The organism is Micromonospora sp. PLK6-60 (genome assembly GCF_019890675.1).
Lineage (GTDB): Bacteria > Actinomycetota > Actinomycetes > Mycobacteriales > Micromonosporaceae > Micromonospora.
Genome location: NZ_JAIOAA010000004.1, coordinates 69,947 through 86,757, shown reverse-complemented (window position 1 = coordinate 86,757; position 16,811 = coordinate 69,947). Strand labels below are relative to the sequence as shown.

General features: G+C 73.4%; 16 protein-coding genes. 9 read left to right on the top strand and 7 right to left on the bottom strand.

From position 1 onward, the window contains the following. Positions 1 to 140: 140 nt before the first annotated feature. Positions 141 to 434, bottom strand: a complete 294-nt coding sequence (locus K7640_RS09880; protein ID WP_222954455.1) for a hypothetical protein — start codon at positions 432 to 434, stop codon at positions 141 to 143. A 49-nt stretch (positions 435 to 483) separates the two neighbouring features. Continuing rightward, a complete protein-coding gene (mca, locus tag K7640_RS09875) occupies positions 484 to 1,365 on the bottom strand; it encodes a mycothiol conjugate amidase Mca (RefSeq protein WP_222954454.1) in 882 nt (293 codons plus the stop codon). 211 nt (positions 1,366 to 1,576) lie between these two features. Here mca and K7640_RS09870 point away from each other — a divergent pair, with 211 nt between their 5' ends. Together K7640_RS09870 and greA are read left to right on the top strand one after the other, a co-directional pair. After that, entirely contained in the window at positions 1,577 to 2,011 is a 435-nt protein-coding gene (locus tag K7640_RS09870) for a DUF4307 domain-containing protein (RefSeq protein ID WP_222954453.1), read from the top strand. A 165-nt stretch (positions 2,012 to 2,176) separates the two neighbouring features. Beyond that, a complete protein-coding gene (greA, locus tag K7640_RS09865; RefSeq protein ID WP_222954452.1) occupies positions 2,177 to 2,677 on the top strand; it encodes a transcription elongation factor GreA in 501 nt (166 codons plus the stop codon). A gap of 195 nt (positions 2,678 to 2,872) precedes the next feature. Here the strand turns inward: greA and ilvA are convergent, their stop codons facing one another. From ilvA to K7640_RS09845, 4 genes are all read right to left on the bottom strand, one after another. Further along, on the bottom strand, positions 2,873 to 4,090 hold the full coding sequence (gene ilvA / locus K7640_RS09860) for a threonine ammonia-lyase (RefSeq protein ID WP_222954451.1): 1,218 nt from the start codon (positions 4,088 to 4,090) through the stop codon (positions 2,873 to 2,875). Next, entirely contained in the window at positions 4,087 to 4,998 is a 912-nt protein-coding gene (locus tag K7640_RS09855; RefSeq protein WP_222954450.1) for a DUF4328 domain-containing protein, read from the bottom strand. Before K7640_RS09855 ends, ilvA begins: the two co-directional genes overlap by 4 nt. A 113-nt stretch (positions 4,999 to 5,111) precedes the next feature. Then, positions 5,112 to 6,521, bottom strand: a complete 1,410-nt coding sequence (locus tag K7640_RS09850) for an amidase (RefSeq protein ID WP_222954449.1) — start codon at positions 6,519 to 6,521, stop codon at positions 5,112 to 5,114. A gap of 16 nt (positions 6,522 to 6,537) precedes the next feature. Next, on the bottom strand, positions 6,538 to 7,680 hold the full coding sequence (locus K7640_RS09845) for a cystathionine gamma-synthase (RefSeq protein WP_222954448.1): 1,143 nt from the start codon (positions 7,678 to 7,680) through the stop codon (positions 6,538 to 6,540). Positions 7,681 to 7,856: 176 nt separating this feature from the next. Here K7640_RS09845 and K7640_RS09840 point away from each other — a divergent pair, with 176 nt between their 5' ends. From K7640_RS09840 to K7640_RS09825, 4 genes are all read left to right on the top strand, one after another. Continuing rightward, on the top strand, positions 7,857 to 8,183 hold the full coding sequence (locus K7640_RS09840) for a hypothetical protein (RefSeq protein ID WP_222954447.1): 327 nt from the start codon (positions 7,857 to 7,859) through the stop codon (positions 8,181 to 8,183). Positions 8,184 to 8,460: 277 nt separating this feature from the next. Next, on the top strand, positions 8,461 to 8,871 hold the full coding sequence (locus tag K7640_RS09835; RefSeq protein ID WP_222954446.1) for an HIT family protein: 411 nt from the start codon (positions 8,461 to 8,463) through the stop codon (positions 8,869 to 8,871). Between the two features lie 93 nt (positions 8,872 to 8,964). After that, entirely contained in the window at positions 8,965 to 9,627 is a 663-nt protein-coding gene (gene msrA, locus K7640_RS09830; protein WP_222954445.1) for a peptide-methionine (S)-S-oxide reductase MsrA, read from the top strand. 243 nt (positions 9,628 to 9,870) lie between these two features. Continuing rightward, positions 9,871 to 10,221, top strand: coding sequence for a YciI family protein (locus K7640_RS09825; protein ID WP_222954444.1), 351 nt, complete (start codon positions 9,871 to 9,873; stop codon positions 10,219 to 10,221). A gap of 140 nt (positions 10,222 to 10,361) precedes the next feature. Here K7640_RS09825 and K7640_RS09820 read toward each other — a convergent pair whose 3' ends face one another. Further along, positions 10,362 to 11,681 (bottom strand): hypothetical protein, encoded by a 1,320-nt coding sequence (locus K7640_RS09820; RefSeq protein WP_222954443.1) that lies wholly within the window; start codon positions 11,679 to 11,681, stop codon positions 10,362 to 10,364. A gap of 244 nt (positions 11,682 to 11,925) precedes the next feature. Here K7640_RS09820 and K7640_RS09815 point away from each other — a divergent pair, with 244 nt between their 5' ends. From K7640_RS09815 to K7640_RS09805, 3 genes are read left to right on the top strand one after another with little or no spacing between them, the layout of a single operon-like run. Further along, positions 11,926 to 13,716, top strand: a complete 1,791-nt coding sequence (locus tag K7640_RS09815) for an N-acetylglutaminylglutamine amidotransferase (RefSeq protein ID WP_222954442.1) — start codon at positions 11,926 to 11,928, stop codon at positions 13,714 to 13,716. Between the two features lie 2 nt (positions 13,717 to 13,718). Further along, entirely contained in the window at positions 13,719 to 15,602 is a 1,884-nt protein-coding gene (gene ngg / locus K7640_RS09810) for an N-acetylglutaminylglutamine synthetase (protein WP_222954441.1), read from the top strand. After that, positions 15,599 to 16,783, top strand: a complete 1,185-nt coding sequence (locus K7640_RS09805; protein WP_222954440.1) for an osmoprotectant NAGGN system M42 family peptidase — start codon at positions 15,599 to 15,601, stop codon at positions 16,781 to 16,783. Before ngg ends, K7640_RS09805 begins: the two co-directional genes overlap by 4 nt. Positions 16,784 to 16,811 lie beyond the last annotated feature (28 nt).

Genomic DNA, 16,811 nt, shown 5'->3' with positions numbered 1-16,811 from the left:
ACGGCCGAAGCTGTGCCGCTCATCGGCGCCCCCTTCCGCGCACGGCCCGGGGACTTTTGGTCCCCCCGGCGGAAGGCTAAGCCAATCCCGGTGCCCGCAACAGGGGGCAACGACCGGGATCAGCGTGAATCACGCGCCGACTACCCGTTTCGGCGCTGCTGGTGGCCGTTGGGCCCGTTCGGCGCGGATTCCTGCGTGAAGGTCCCGTCCGTCGGATCGGTGGCCTCCGGGTCGGCCCCGCTGGAACCGGTCGGCCGGCCCGGCGCCGGGAACCGGTCGGGCAGCCGACGCAGTCGCGCGTTCATGTTGCGGATCAGCAGGACGGTGGCGGTGGCCAGGAGAATGATGAGGAAGAGCCCCATCGGCCCGGCCAGACCACCCGTGCGGGTGTCGCCGAAGTTGTTCTGCGCGAGCACCTGGGCGGCGGTCAGCATGGTGGTTCTCCGATGTGCGGTGGGGTTTCAGCGTAGCCCGGTGCCCGGATCAGCGGGCGTGGGCCGTCTCGCGCACCCCGGCGAAGAGATCCGACTCGGGCAGCGGGCTGTCGACCACCGAGCGGGCGAGCTGGAAGTCCTCCGTGGGCCAGGCCCGCCGCTGCAACTCCATCGGCACGTGGAACCAGAAGCCGTCCGGGTCGATCTGGGTGGCGTGCGCACGCAGCGCGTCGTCGCGGACCGGGAAGTATTCCGCGCACTCGACCCGGGTGGTGATCCGGGGACCCTTGTCCGGGCGGTCGTCCCAACGCTTGAGCCAGTCCTCGTACGGCGACTCCAGACCGGTCGCGAGCATCGCCTCGTGCAGCGCCATGATCTTGCCCCGGGAGAAGCCGATGTCGTAGTAGAGCTTGAGCGGCTGCCACGGCTCACCCAACTCGGGGTGCCGCTCCGGGTCGCCGGCCGCCTCGAAGGCCGCGACGCTGACCTTGTGGGTCATGATGTGGTCCGGGTGCGGGTAGCCGCCCTCCTCGTCGTACGTGGTGACGACGTGCGGGCGGAACTGGCGCATCAGCCGCACCAGCGGGGCGGCGGCCACCTCGACGTCCTGGAGCGCGAAGCAGCCGTCGGGCAGCGGCGGCAGCGGGTCACCCTCGGGCAGCCCGGAATCCACGAAGCCCAGCCAGGCCTGCTCGACGCCGAGGACCGCCCGGGCGGCGTCCATCTCGGCCCGGCGGATCTCGGCGATGTTCGCCCAGACGTCCGGCCGGTCCATCTTGGGGTTGAGCACACTGCCCCGTTCGCCGCCGGTGCACGTGACGACCAGGACGTCGACGCCCTCGGCGACGTATTTCGCCATGGTCGCCGCACCCTTGCTCGACTCGTCGTCGGGATGGGCGTGCACCGCCATGAGACGCAGTTGCTCTGCCACCTTCGGCACTCCTCGTCTGTGCCCGCCGGCAGGCCCGTACGGGTCGACCGGCTGACCTGCCGGAATCTCCCCCCGTGGCGCCCGGGCGTGGCCGGTGTGACGGGTCGGCGTGGGCGCCGACCTGCCATCCTCGGCGGGAAACCGGGCTGGGAAGATGGACTCTGCCATTCTTGCCGATGCCACCGACAACGACGCCAGGAGATACCCGCCGGTGAACGAGACGCACGCCACAGTTGCCCCGGGCGCGCCGGTGTTCCCGCCCGGCCGGTACGGCCGCCGCCGCGAGCCCGGCCGCCGGCGTCCGCTGACCGCCGCGCTGCTGGCCGCCGTGCTGCTGGCCGGGCTGGTGCTGGCCGCCTGGCAGCTCTACGCGAAGTACGGCGATCCGGCCTACGACCCCCAGCTCATCACGTACACCGACATCACGGACTCCCAGGTGCAGGTGACCTTCCGGGTGACCGTTCCGGCGGGGGGCTCGGCGACCTGCCAGCTGCGCGCCCGCGACCGCGCCGGCGCCGAGGTGGGCCGCGACGAGGTGACGGTGACCGCCCGCCCCGGCGACACCCACGTCACCACCCGGCACCGGGTGGCGACCACCGCCCGCCCGTTCATCGGCGAGGTGCTGCGCTGCCGCCCGGCGGCCTGACCTCCGCCACCGGCCTGACCTCCGCCACCGGCCGGCGCTCCGGACGCCGGTGGACCGGCCGGCGGGCCGCGCCCGACGCTGATCGACGACACCCCGGCGTGTTCCGCGCTGGTAAGGTTGGAGATTCACCTGTCAGCCAGTCCGCACCTATCGAGGAGATCGCCGGTGTCCACCAATGACAACGAGGCGCCCGCCACCTGGCTGTCCCGGGACGCATACGACCGCCTCCAGGGCGAGCTCGATGAGCTGATCGCCAACCGGCCGGTCATCGCCGCCGAGATCAACGCCCGTCGTGAAGAGGGCGACCTGCGGGAGAACGGCGGCTACCACGCCGCCCGCGAGGAGCAGGGCAAGGCCGAGGGCCGCATCCTCTACCTCAAGGAGTTGCTCCGCACGGCGCAGGTGGGCGAGGCGCCGAACGCCGACGCGGTCGCGCCCGGCACGGTGGTCACCATCTACTTCGATGACGACACCGAGGACACCGAGACGTTCCTGCTCGGCTCCCGGGAGATCTCGTCCACCACCGACCTCACCGTCTACAGCCCCGAATCGGCGCTGGGCAAGGCGATCCTCGGTGGACGCGCCGGCCAGACCTGCACCTACACCGCCCCGAGCGGCGCCGACATCAAGGTGACGATCGTCAAGTTCGAGCCGTTCGCCGGCTGACGATCCACCACGGACCAAGCGGCGACCGCCCCCGACCGGGGGCGGTCGCCGCTTCGTGCGGGTGACCGGCCCGGCCCGGGGCGGTCCCCACTTCCGTGCAGCTCGCCGGCAACGTGCGGCATGTCGGGCTTTCCCCAGCCCCGGACACCGCCGAATGCCGCAAACCGCCGCAACCACACTGCACCGGCGCGGCCGTCAGTCCTGGGCGGCGAAGACCTGGTAACCGCTGGCCCGCAGCGCGCCGATCAGCGTGTCGGAGTGCGCCACGCCGCGGGTCTCCACCGAGAGCGCCACCTCGACCTCGCCCAGCCGCAGATGCGGGTTGGCCCGCTGGTGCTCGACGTCGACCACGTTGGCCCGGTGCTCGGCGATCTGGGCCAGCAGTGAGGCCAGCTGACCCGGACGGTCCGAACAGCGCACGGTGATCCGCAGGTACCGGCCGGCCGCCGCCAGCCCGTGCTCGATCACCCGCAGCATGAGCAGCGGGTCGATGTTGCCGCCGGAGAGCACCGCCACCACCGGCGTGTCCACCGACACCGCCCCCGCCAGCAGCGCGGCCACCCCGACCGCCCCGGCCGGCTCCACCACCTGCTTGCCCCGCTCCAGCAGCATCAGCAGCGCCCGCGAGATGTCTTCCTCGGAGACGGTGACGATCTCGTCGACCAGCTTGCGGACGTGGGTGAAGGTGATGTCGCCGGGCCGGCCCACCGCGATGCCGTCGGCGATCGTCGAGAAGGCCGGCAGCCGGACCGGCTCGCCGGCCACCAGCGAGGGCGGGAAGGCCGCCGCCGTCGCCGCCTGCACCCCCACCACCCGTACGTCCGGCCGCAACGCCTTCGCCGCCACCGCCATGCCCGACACCAGGCCGCCGCCACCGACCCCGGTGACGATCGTCCGCACCTCCGGGCACTGCTCCAGGATCTCCAGCGCCACGGTGCCCTGCCCGGCGATCACGTCGGCGTGGTCGAACGGGTGGATCAGCACCGCCCCGGTCCGCTCGGCGAACGTCTGCGCCGCCACCAGGGACTCGTCCACGGTGTTGCCGACCAGTTCGACCTGCGCGCCGTACCCCTTGGTGGCGGCCACCTTCGGCAGCGGCGCGTTGACCGGCATGAACACGGTGGCGTGGGTGCCGACCAGCCCGGCGGCCAGCGCCACCCCCTGGGCGTGGTTGCCGGCACTGGCCGCGACCACGCCACGGGCCCGCTCGTCGTCCGACAGCCGGCAGATCCGCACGTACGCGCCGCGCACCTTGTACGACCCGGCGCGCTGCAGGTTCTCGCACTTCAGCCACACCGGCCCGCCGAGGGCCGCGCTCAGCGGCCGGGAGGGCTCCAGCGGGGTGGTCCGGGTGACCCCGGCGAGCAGCTCCCGCGCGGCCCGTACGTCGGCCAGGCCGACCAGTTCCGTCATGCCCCGATCGTGCCACCCGCCACCGGCGGGGCCGGCGGCGACACCGGGTTGGGCGGGGCCGTCACCTGCGGCGACGGTGTGGCCACCGGCCATGGGTGATTGGCGGCGCCGGGCGGGAGCGTCATGCCGGGGGTGACCGGCCAGGCCGGCGCGCCTCGGTCGATCCGGTCCTGCTGGGCCGCCGAGATCCGCCGAACCAGCAGCACGAACGCGACGGCAGCGACCAGGCCCGCGACCGCCGCTGCCAACCGCAGGCCCAGGGCGTCCCGGTAGTAGTCGGCATAGGCCTGGAAGTCGGCGGTGGTCACCGGGTCCTCGGCCAGCCGGTCACCGCGCCGGCTCTCCGACCGGGAGGCGATCCGTTCGCCGAAGCTGAACAGCAGCCATGCCGCCCACCAGACGGCGACCAGCGCGGGAGCGCGCCGCCGCGACAGGCTGTCCCGGGCGATGCCGGACACCACCCGGGCCGGCACCACGAAGTTGGCGAACGGCACCAGCCAGCCGGCGATCGCCCAGCCCGGGCCGAGCGACGGCCGGGCGCCCGGGAATGCGTCGGTGTTCTTCCGCGCCCGCCACGTCCAGATGATCACCAGGACAGCCGCGGTGAGATAGGCCAGCACGAACAACAGGCTGCCCGCCAGATCGGCCAGCAGCGGGCCGAGCAGCAGCTCGGCGCGCCGCTCGGCGGCGGCCCGCTCGGCCAGGTTCCACCCCAGCACGGGAAGCAGGGCCATGAGCAGAAAAATCACGGCGGTCGCCCCCACGGCGATCGACGCCGCCAGCCCGATGCCCCGCACCCGGTACGTCGGCAGCCCCGGGAGCACCGGCCGCCGGTCCTGCGGGCCGTTGCAGCGCGGACACTCGGGCGCGACCGGGGACAGCGTGTCCCCGCAGGTCCGGCAGAGCATGGCGACCGTCCAGGGGCGCGTTTCGTCAGGGGCGAGCGCACACGTTAGACGATCATGCCCCGCCCGGTGACCCCGTTTCGCGGCGGTGCCGGCGTGCGCCGTCGCGGGCGGCCTCAGGTGGTGGCCGGGGAGCCGCTGCCGACGCGCGGGTAACCGGAGGCGTGCCGCTGCCACGGGGCCTGCATCTCGAACTGCCCGGCCACGCCGAGCAGCAGCAGCTCCGAGCCGGGCGGGCCGACCAGTTGCGCGGCCACCGGCAGGCCGTCCGGGCGGCGCCCGACCGGCACCACGATGGCGGGCAGGCCGGCCACGTTCCACGGCGCCGCGTACGGGGCGTACCGGAGGTTGACCGCGACGTTGGCCCGCCAGGAGCGCGCCGACCAGGTCGCCGCCTCCGGCGGGGCGCCGGCCAGCGCCGGGGTGAGCAGCAGGTCCACCGAGTGGTCGGCGAAGAAGCCCACCGCCCGCTCCCGCCAGGCGGCCCGGTCGGCCTCCCGGACGTACCCGCGCCGCTGCGCCCACTCGCCCAGCGCCACGTGCCGGCGGCTGCGCCGCTGCAACGCGCGCGGGTCCAGCCCGGCGGCCCGCACGTCGGCGGCCGCCGCGGCGAACCAGGTGGCCATCCCCTGCAGGCCGAGCGCGGTGGAGTAGACCGGGTCGGCGGGTACGGTGTCGTGCCCGGCGGCGGCGAGCAGCCGCCCGGCGGCCGCGACGGCGTCCCGGTTGGGCTCGTCGGGGCTGACGCCACGGACCGGGGAGCGCAGCGAGACGCCCACCCGCAGCCGCGGCGGCGGGACCAGCTTCTCCACCCGGCGCCCGGCGAGCACCTGGAAACCCACCGCCGCGTCGGCGACCGTGCCGGTCAGCACGCCGTGCTCGGTCAGGCCGAACCAGTCCTCCGCGCCGAGTTGGCACGGGATGACCCCCCGGCCGGGCTTCAGCCCGACCAGCCCGCAGCAGGCGGCCGGGATGCGGATCGAGCCGAGCCCGTCGTTGCCGTGCGCCATCGGCACCATGCCGGCGGCCACCGCCGCCCCGGCGCCGCCGGACGACCCGCCCGGCGTCCGGGTCAGGTCCCACGGGTTGCGGGTGGCGGCCGACGGGTCGTCGGTGGTCCCCCAGAGGCCCAGTTCCGGCATCCGGGTCACCCCGACGATCACCGCGCCCGCGCCGCGCAGCCGCCGGACCACCTCGTGGTCGGCCTCCGCGACCGGGGTACGGCAGGCGGCCGACCCGTTCCAGGTCGGCATGCCGGCCACCGCCGTGTTCTCCTTGACCGCCACCGGCACCCCGGCCAGCGGCAGGTTGGCCAGGTCCTCCTGCTCGTCGACCTTCTCGGCCTCGGTGATCGCCTCGCCACCGCGGACGGTGCGGAAGGCGGCGAGGTCGGTGTCGGCGCGGGAGATGTGCTCCAGGTGGTCGGCGAGGACCTGGGTGGCGGAGACGTCGCCCCGGCGTACGCCCCGGGCGATCTGTTTCGCGGTCGCCCCCACCCAGGTCGGCATGATGTCCTGCACGGCCACCCTCCCCAGCCAGCGGTCAGCCCAGCGCCTGCTCCAGATCGGCGAGCAGGTCGTCGACCGTCTCGATGCCGACAGACAGTCGCACGAGATCCCCGGGAACTTCAAGCGGCGAGCCGGCGGCACTTGCGTGTGTCATCCGGCCCGGGTGCTCGATCAGGGACTCCACGCCGCCCAGCGACTCGGCGAGCACGAACAGCTTGCTGCGGTTGCAGACCTCGACGGCCTGCTCCTCGCCGCCCGCCGCGCGGAACGAGATCATCCCGCCGAAGCGGCGCATCTGCTTCGCGGCCGTCTCGTGGCCGGGGTGCGAGGGCAGCCCCGGGTAGAGCACCTGGGCCACCTTGGCGTGCCCCTCCAGGTACGCGGCGATCCGCTCGGCGTTGTCGCAGTGCCGGTCCATCCGTACACCGAGGGTCTTGATGCCGCGTAGGGTGAGCCAGGCGTCGAACGGTCCGTTGATCGCGCCCATCGCGTTCTGGTGGTAGCGCAGTTCCTCGCCGAGCTCCCGGTCCGCGGCGACCAGCGCGCCACCGACCACGTCGGAGTGCCCGCCGACGTACTTGGTGGTGGAGTGCACCACCACGTCCGCGCCGAAGGCGATCGGCTGCTGGAGGTACGGCGAGGCGAAGGTGTTGTCGACCACCAGCAGCGCGCCGGCGTCGTGCGCCACCGCGGCCAGGGCGGCGATGTCGGCGATGCCGAGCAGCGGGTTGGTCGGCGTCTCCACCCAGACGATCTTCGTGCTGCCGGGGCGGATCGCGGCCCGCACCGCGTCCGGGTCGGAGACCTTGGCCGGGGTGAACCCCAGCCCCCAGCGCTCGGCCACCTTCGCGAAGAGCCGGTACGTGCCGCCGTACGCGTCGTCCGGGATCACCACGTGGTCACCCGGCTTGCAGACGGTGCGCAGCAGGGTGTCCTCGGCGGCCAGGCCGCTGGCGAAGGCGAGCCCGACCGGACCGCCCTCCAGCGCGGCCAGGCACTCCTGAAGCGCGTCCCGGGTCGGGTTGCCCGACCGGCTGTACTCGTAGCCCAGCCGGGGCGCGCCCACGGCGTCCTGGGCGTAGGTGCTGGTCTGGTAGATCGGTGGGATCACCGCGCCGGTGCGGGCCTCCGGGTCCTGACCAGCGTGGATGGCGAGCGTCTCGAAGCCGTGATTCATGCCGCAGACGTTAGTCCGCACCCCCACCACCCCGCCGGGAAGGTGCAAGGAGGGTGCCCCTGTTAACGCATTCTGCATAGCAGGGGCCCCCTGTTAACACCCCGTGATCGCCCGAGCGGCTCCGCGCCGCGAGTCACGCCGCCGGCGGTGTCGGACCGGTGGGCCATACTGGCTCGGTGACCTCGCCCGCTCCGCTGCCGTCCCGCCTGATCGGCGCGGCCGACCGGATTCCGGATTCGCTGGCGCTGCTCAGGGGGCCGTCGACCGGCCGGGTGTCGCTCCCGGTCCGGCTGGCCTGGTCGGGTCTGACAGAGTTCGACGTCACCGATCCCCGCCAGCGGCTCACCCTCTACCGGACGCTGCTCGACTGCGGCCAGCGCGACGACATCATCCGCTACGCCAACGCGGGTCTCTGGCGGCGAGACTGGCCCCGCATCAAGCGCCTCACCGCTCGCCGGCTGGTGGCTCTCTGGGAGCGTCGAATTCCCGAACTCGCCGGTTGACCCGTCTCGCTGGAGGAACTGGCAGACCGGCTCGGCGGGGTCGACGAACTCGATGACGAGACCTTCGCGGCCTATGGACTCACCGAGGCGCAGATCCACGAGTTGATGGCCTGGGCGGCGCGGTGGGAGGCCGATATCCGCAGCCGCCTGGCCAGCGGGGAGACCGGGCCGGTCGGCGTCGTCGAAGGCGAGTGGGACAACTACCTCGACCCGCGGTGACCGCCGTCCGGCGTACGCCATCCGGCGCGCCGCCGGCCGAGCGCCTACCCTGAGCCGGGTGAGCGGCTGTGTGTTCTGCGGGATCGTGGCCGGTGAGGTGCCGGCGTTCCGGGTCGCCGACGAGCCGGCCGGGGTGGCGTTCCTGGACACCCGGCCGGTGTTCAAGGGGCACGTGCTGGTGGTGCCCCGGGTCCACCTGGTCACCCTGGCCGACCTGCCCGCCGAGGAGTTGGCCGACTACTTCGGGCTGGTCCGCCGGTTGTCGGTGGCGGTGGAGACCGGTCTGGGCGCCGGTGGCACCTTCGTGGCGATGAACAACAAGGTGTCCCAGTCCGTCCCGCACCTGCACACCCACGTGGTGCCCCGCACCAAGGGTGACGGGCTGCGCGGCTTCTTCTGGCCGCGTACCCGCTACGCGGACGACGCCGAGGCCACCTCGTACGCGGAGCGGGTGCGCGCCGCGCTGTGACCGGGCCGACCGCGCCTGAGACCCGGTGGGGCGGGTAAGGAAGTGCCGACCGGCGGTGTTGCACGCTGGGAAAGGTACGAGAGGAGTCCCACCGTGTTCCTTCGCCGTATGAAGGCCGAACTGCCCACCCCCGACCAGGCGCTGCCGGGCCGCCCGATCGCGATGCCGATCGCCGACCGGCACGAGGTGCTCCCGTCCTCGCTGAAGGGCCCCTTCCCGGCCGGCGCGCAGGTCGCCGTCTTCGGGATGGGCTGCTTCTGGGGCGCCGAGCGGCTGTTCTGGACCCTGCCCGGCGTGCTCACGACCTCCGCCGGCTACGCGGGTGGCAGCACCCCGAACCCGACGTACGAGGAGGTCTGCTCGGGGATGACCGGGCACGCCGAGGCGGTCCAGGTGGTCTACGACCCCACCCGGATCAGCTACGAGGATCTGCTCAAGGTCTTCTGGGAGAACCACGACCCGACCCAGGGCATGCGCCAGGGCAACGACGTGGGTACCCAGTACCGGTCGGCGATCTACACCACCACTGACGAGCAGGCGACCGTCGCGCAGGCGTCCCGGGACGCGTTCGCGCCGATCGTGGCGCGGGCCGGCAAGGGCGAGATCACCACGGAGATCGCCCCGCTCGGTGACTACTACTTCGCCGAGGACTACCACCAGCAGTACCTGGCGCCGACGAAGAACCCGAACGGCTACTGCAACCACGGGCCGAACGGGCTGAGCTGCCCGGTCGGCGTGGCCCGTACGGCCGGCTGACCCCGTACCGGGTCACTCGGATCGGCCCGGCCCGCGCGGCCATCCCGCGCGGGCCGGCCTGCCGATTCGCCAACCGCACGCATCGCTCGTGTCGCTCCCCCACGTGGACGGTGACGAACCCGGACCACCGCTCCCCGCCACCATCGACGTGGAATTTCTTGCCTGAGGTGTCGCATCGGGCCGGCACCGTTCGTAGCGAAAGATGGAGGCAGACAACGGTCCGCCCGAGACCAGGGAGCAGACATGGCGGAATACCTCATCTACTTCAACCAGCAGTGGGTGGGTGACCACACCGAGGAGTGGTTTCGCGGACGCGGGCCACTCGCCAAGGCGGTCGTGGACGAGATCAAGGCGGCCGGGGATTACGTGTTCGCCGGTGGCCTGGAGGAGGACAGCCCGGTCTTCAGTGCCGACGCCACGAGCGGGACTCTGGTGTTCACCGATGGGCCGTACGTCGAAACCAAGGAGTGGCTGGGCGGGCTGACCGTGGTGGACGTGGCCGACGAGGAAACGGCCCGGATGTGGGCCGGCAGGATCGCGGAAGCATGCGGCTGGCCCCAGGAGGTCCGACGGTTCGGCCACGGCCCGGAGTGACGTGGGGAGTCGGCGGCTGAGCTGCCCGGACGGCGTGGCCCGTACGGCCGGCTGACGCGCCAGGATCGCCCGGTGGGCCGGGACCCGAACGGGTCCCGGCCCACCGCCGTCAGGTCCCGCCGTCGCCCTCCGGCCGGACGTCAGTCGGCGGGACGACGCCGTCGGCGGCGCAGGATCCACGCCGCCCCGAGCACACCGAGACCGGCGACGGCGACGAGGACGCTCAGCCCGACGCCCAGGTACGCCCGGTACTGCGGTCCGAGACCTCCCGCCGGGAGCCGCCCCGGGTGGGTCAGGTTGCCGGCGAGGGCGTGGTCGGCGACGTCGATGCCCTCGGCGACCCGCTCACCGGAGGTGAGCAGCGTTCTCGGCGGGCCGGCCGGCGACAGCGCGACGACGTCGGTCTGCCACACGCCGTCGGTGATCCCGTACTCGGCGTCGAAGCCCACCACCGCCTCCCCCGGCCACGGCCGGTAGCGGGCGACGGCCGCGGCGCCGTCCGGCGTCCAGCCGAGCAGTCGCAGCGCGAGCAGGCCGGCTTGTTCCGGCAGCCGCGGGCCGGCCCGCTCCCCGCCGGTGGCCGGGTCCACCACCTGGAGTTGCCAGCGGGACCGGTACCCGTCCCCGGCGCAGCACCGGCGCTGGGTGACCAGGGTCAGGCCGGCACCGTCCGGGGTCCACGCGCCCTTGCCGGCGATCCGGGTGCCGGCCGGCACCGGGAACCGGCTGCGGACCGGTCCGCCCGGATCTGCCACCACGATCTGTTGTCCCGTCTGGTACGCCAGCGTCCGGCCGTCCGGCGCGAAGGCCACCGACCAGCCGGGCACGGAGGTGTCGGGTGCCAGCTCGGCGACGCTGGTGAAGCGCCCCGAGGCGAGGTCGACCAGCCCCAGCGTGGCCCGGGTCTCCCGGTACGTCTCCGAGCCGTCGGGCCGCCGCACGGATCCTCCGTCGTGCTGGATCACCGCGAGCGTGCCGCCGTCCGGCGACCAGGCCGCCGGCTGGACCACCCGGATGCCGTCGAGCCGGGGCAGGACCGTACGCCGGCCGGTGCGCAGCTCCACGACCTGGCCGGGCAGCGCCAGCCTGGCGCCGTCGGGCGACAGCAGGATCTCCTGCCCGGCGTCCGTGCCCCACGGGTCGTCCAGCAGGCGGTACGCGTCGTCGGGCGCGCCGACGACCGCCGCCGTGCCCGTGCTCGTGCTCGCGTCCCACCAGTTCTCGCCGGTGAACACCACCGAAGCCGCGGTGACCGGGCGGCGCCGCACCGACCAGGAACCCCACTGCGGCGCGCCCACCCGGTCCGGCAGGGACAGCGCCGGCGGCCCGCCGGCGGCGGGGTCGATCCGGCGGTCGGCCGCGGTCGCGGGGCCGGGGGCGAGAGCGAGCGTCAGCGCCGCCACGACCGATACGGCGACCCGGAACCGGCCACCGGCTCGGCCGGCCCGTCTCGTCGGCACTGCCCGCTTCTCCGACGGCATCGCCGACCTCCGTGACGTCCCGGCCCGGCCCCGGCGGTGCGGCGGCTGGGGTCTTTTTCACAGCAAAGGACCAGCGCCATCCGGGCATCCAGGCGGTGTACGGCAGAAATGTCCGGCGCTACGCAGGGGTAACCGGCGTGGGCGGGAATCCTAGCAACTACGTCACACAATCGTCATCATCCCAACAGGCGAATCGTAATGTCATCTGGCAGCATTGGCTGGCATGTGCGGACTGGCAGGCGAGTTCCGGCGGGACGGCTCACGGGCCGACGTGGCGGTGGTGGAGCGGATGGCGGCCACCATGAGCGACCGGGGGCCCGACGACAGCGGCGTCTGGTCCCAGGGGCCGGTCGCCCTCGGGCACCGCCGGCTGAAGATCATCGACCTCTCCGCCGCCAGCGGGCAGCCGCTGGTCGACCCGCACGCCGGCCTCACCGGTGTCTTCAACGGCTGCATCTACAACTACCGCGAGCTGCGCGAGGAGTTGCAGGCCAAGGGCCACCGCTTCTTCTCCACCGGCGACAGCGAGGTGGTGCTCAAGGCGTACGCGCAGTGGGGGCTCGACTTCGTCGACCACCTGATCGGCATGTTCGCCGTGGCGATCACCGAGCGGGCCACCGGCCGGCTGGTGCTGGCCCGCGACCGCCTCGGCATCAAGCCGCTCTACCTGGCCGAGGGCCCCGGCGTGGTCCGCTTCGCCAGCACCCTGCCGGCGCTGCTGGCCGGCGGCGGGGTGGACACCACCATCGACCAGGTCGCGCTGGCCCACTACCTCAGCTTCCACAGCATCGTGCCGCCGCCGCGGACGATCCTGCGCGGCGTGGCCAAGCTGCCGCCGGCCACCGTCCGGGTGTATGAGCCCGACGGCCGCACCCACGAGCGGGTCTACTGGGACCCGGCCTTCACCCGCGCCGACGAGCGGGCCGGCTGGTCCGAGCAGGACTGGCAGGACGCGCTGCTGGAGTCGCTGACCACCGCGGTGCGCCGCCGGATGGTCGCCGACGTCCCGGTCGGCGTGCTGCTCTCCGGCGGCCTCGACTCCAGCCTGGTCGTGGCGCTGCTCGCCGGCCAGGGGCAGACCCGCTCGGGCCTGTCCACCTTCTCCATCGGCTTCGACGCGGTCGGCGGCCGGGAGGGCGACGAGTTCGTCTACTCCGACCTGGTGGCCAAGACCTTCGGCACCGACCACCACCAGATCCGGGTGCCGACCGGCGACCTGGTCCCGCCGCTGGAGGCGGCCGTCGGGGCGATGAGCGAGCCGATGGTCAGCCACGACTGCGTGGCGTTCTACCTGCTCAGCCAGGAGGTGGCCCGGCACGTCAAGGTGGTCCAGTCCGGTCAGGGCGCGGACGAGATCCTCGGCGGCTACCACTGGTACCCGCCGCTGGCCGGGGTCGACCGGGAGCGGGCGCTGGAGACGTACGCGAAGGCCTTCTTCGACCGGGACGCGGCCGGCCTGGCCCGGGTGCTCAACCCGGCGTGGCTCGCGGACGGCGACCCGGCCCGGGAGTTCGTCGCCGCGCACCTCGCCCGGCCCGGCGCGCAGACCGCGGTCGACGCCGGCCTGCGGCTCGACACGCAGGTCATGCTCACCGACGACCCGGTGAAGCGGGTGGACAACATGACCATGGCGCACGGGCTGGAGGCCCGGGTGCCGTTCCTCGACCACGAGTTCGTCGAGCTCGCCGCGAGCTGCCCGCCGGAGCTGAAGCTGGCCCAGGGCGGCAAGGGCGTGCTCAAGGAGATCGGCCGGCGGGTCCTGCCGCACGAGGTCATCGACCGGCCGAAGGGCTACTTTCCGGTGCCGGGCCTCACCCACCTCGAGGGCAAGCTCCTCGACCGGGTACGCGACGCGCTGCACGCGCCCGAGGCCCGCCGTCGGGACCTGTTCCGCACCGAGTACGTCGACGCGCTGCTCGCCGACCCGAACGCCGAACTGACCCCGTTGAACGGAAACAAGCTGTGGCAGCTGGGACTCCTGGAAATGTGGCTCCAGAGCCACGGAATCGACTGACCGTGACCGACACGATGGCGACCGGCACGGCCCGTACCGACCGGGAGCGCGTGCTCGGCCGGCGGCGGGAACGCGTCGGCCCGGGCGGTGACCCGATGGCCCCCGGGCCGACCGAGGCGCAGCGACCCACCGCCGGCGACGGCGTGGTCCTCGACTGCGGCTGGGGCCGGCTGGTGTTCGGCCAGACCTTCGGCGGCGACCAGGCGGCGGTGGCGGACGTGCTGCGCTCGGAGGCCGCCGGCGCCCGGGACATCTGCATCTACCTGCGCGACCCGCACGTGCTGGTGTCCCGGCTGCCCGACGAGCTGTTCATCGACCCGTCGCTGACCTACCGGCTGCCGCTGACCGGCGAGCGGCCGGCCCGGACGGACGACTCCGTGACCGCGGCGACCAGCGAGACCACCGCCGGCACGTCCGGGCTGGACGCCTCGGACCTGCCCGGGCTGCGCATCCGGTCGCTGCGCGACGAGGCCGACGCCGACGCGGTGAACCGGATCTACGCCCGCAACGGCATGGTCACCGCGCCGGTGGAGGTGCTGGTCGCCAACGCCCGCACCGACCGGTTCCTGCACCTGGTCGCCGAGGACGTCACCGGGGAGATCGTCGGCACCATCACCGGCGTCGACCACGTGGCGGTCTTCGACGACCCGGAGAACGGCGCCAGCCTGTGGTGCCTGACCGTCGACTTCAACAGCGCGCCGCCGGGCACCGGCCAGGCGCTGCTGACCGACCTGGCCGCCCGGCTCACCGCGCGCGGCCGGGCCTTCGTCGACCTGTCGGTGCTGGCCGAGAACACCGGCGCCATCCGGCTGTACGAGCGGCTCGGCTTCTACCGCACCATGACGCTGTGCGTGAAGCGGAAGAACCCGATCAACGAACGGCTCTTCCTGCCCGCCATGCCCGAGGGGTACGACGAGCTCAACCCGTACGCGAAGATCGTCGCCGACGAGGCGATGCGGCGCGGCATCCGGGTCGAGGTGACCGACCCGCAGTGGGGTGAGCTGAAACTGACCAGCGGCGGTCGGATCATCCACACCCGGGAGTCGCTCTCCGAGCTGACCTCGGCGGTGGCGATGAGCCGCTGCGACGACAAGCGGGTCACCCGGCGCATCCTCACCGAGGCCGGTCTCTCCGTGCCGCGTGGCCGCACCGCCACCGGGGACGACGCGGACGTCGCCTTCCTCTCCGAGGTGGGCCGGGTCGTGGTGAAGCCGGCCCGGGGCGAGCAGGGCAACGGGATCACCGTCGGGGTGCGTACGCCGGAAGCGCTGACCGCGGCCGTCGAGCTGGCCCGCCGGTTCTGCCCGGAGGTGCTGATCGAGGAGCTGTGCGAGGGCGAGGACCTGCGGGTGATCGTGATCGACCACGAGGTGGTCGCCGCGGCCGTCCGCCGGCCCGCCCAGGTCACCGGCGACGGGGTGCACGACATCGCCGACCTGATCGAGCGGCAGAGCCGCCGCCGGGCCGCCGCCACCGGCGGCGAGTCCCGCATCCCGCTGGACGACATGACCCGCGAGGTGGTCGCCGAGGCCGGGTACGACCTGCACGACGTGCTGCCCGAGGGGGCGGTGCTGGCCGTGCGGCGCACCGCCAACCTGCACACCGGCGGCACCATCCACGACGTGACCGGTGAGCTGCATCCGGAGATCGCCGAGGCGTGCGTGGTGGCCAGCCGGGCGCTGGGCATCCCGGTCACCGGGCTGGACCTGCTGGTCCCCGCCCCCGACCGGCCGGAGCACGTGTTCATCGAGGCGAACGAGCGGCCCGGCCTGGCCAACCACGAGCCGCAGCCGACCGCCGAGCGCTTCGTCGACCTGCTCTTCCCGGGGACCCGGGCACCTCAACGACTCTGGTCACCGGCGGGTGCGGCAAGCTCTCCGGCATGACCGCACGCACGCCCCACCCGCTGAAGCTCGACCTCGACTACCTCCGGCAGGTGCTGCTGGAGCTGCTGGAGATCCCCAGCCCGTCCGGGCGTACCGACCACATCCAGCAGTACGTCGGTGAGCGGCTCTCCGCCCTCGGCATCTCCTCGACGCTGACCCGGCGGGGAGCCCTCGGCGCCTGCCTGCCGGGCCCCCGGGAGACCGGCGCGGACCGGGCGATCGTGGTGCACACCGACACGATCGGGGGCATGGTCAAGCGGCTCAAGGAGAACGGCCGGCTGGAGGTGACGCCGGTCGGCACGCACAGCGCCCGGTTCGCCGAGGGCGCCCACGTACGGATCTTCACCGACGACCTGGACCGGGTGGTCACCGGCCAGATCCTGCCGCTGAAGGCCAGCGGGCACCGCTACAACGAGGGCGTCGACCTGCAGGGCGTCGGCTGGGAACTGGTCGAGGTACGGGTCGACGAGCCGGTCACGGACGAGGCCGGGCTGCGCGCCCTCGGCATCGACGCGGGCGACTTCGTGGCGCTGCTGCCGAACCCGATGATCACGCCAAGCGGTTACGTCAAGTCCCGGCACCTGGACGACAAGGCCGGCGTGGCGGCGGTGCTGACCGCGTTCAAGGCGATGGTGGACGCGGGGGTGACCCCGGCCGTGACGGCGCACCTGCTGGTCACGGTGACCGAGGAGATCGGCCACGGGGCCAGCCACGGCCTCGACCCGGACGTCGCGGAGATCGTCTCGGTGGACGCCGCGGTGGTGGCCCCCGGCCAGCAGTCCCGGGAGGACGCGGCCACCCTGGCGATGGGCGACGGGGTGGGCCCGTTCGACTACCACCTGACCCGCAACCTGGCCCGGATCGCCGGCGAGCACGGCGTCGACCTGGTCCGGGACGTCTTCGACTACTACCGCTCCGACGTGGCCGCGGCGGTCGAGGCCGGGGCGCACGCCCGGGTGGCGCTGCTCGGCTTCGGCGTCGACGCCACCCACGGGCACGAGCGCACCCACCTGGACGGGCTGGCCCACCTCACCCAGCTGCTCTGCCTCTATCTGCAGAGCGACCTGGTCTTCCCCGAGTGGGACGCGGAGCCGGAGGGGCAGCTGGCCGACTTCCCGTCGCTGGCCGTCCAGCCGGCCTCCGAGGACGGCCCCCGCGAGGGCCCCATCGGCATCGACTGAGGTGTAAGGAGGGGCCCCTTATTAACAG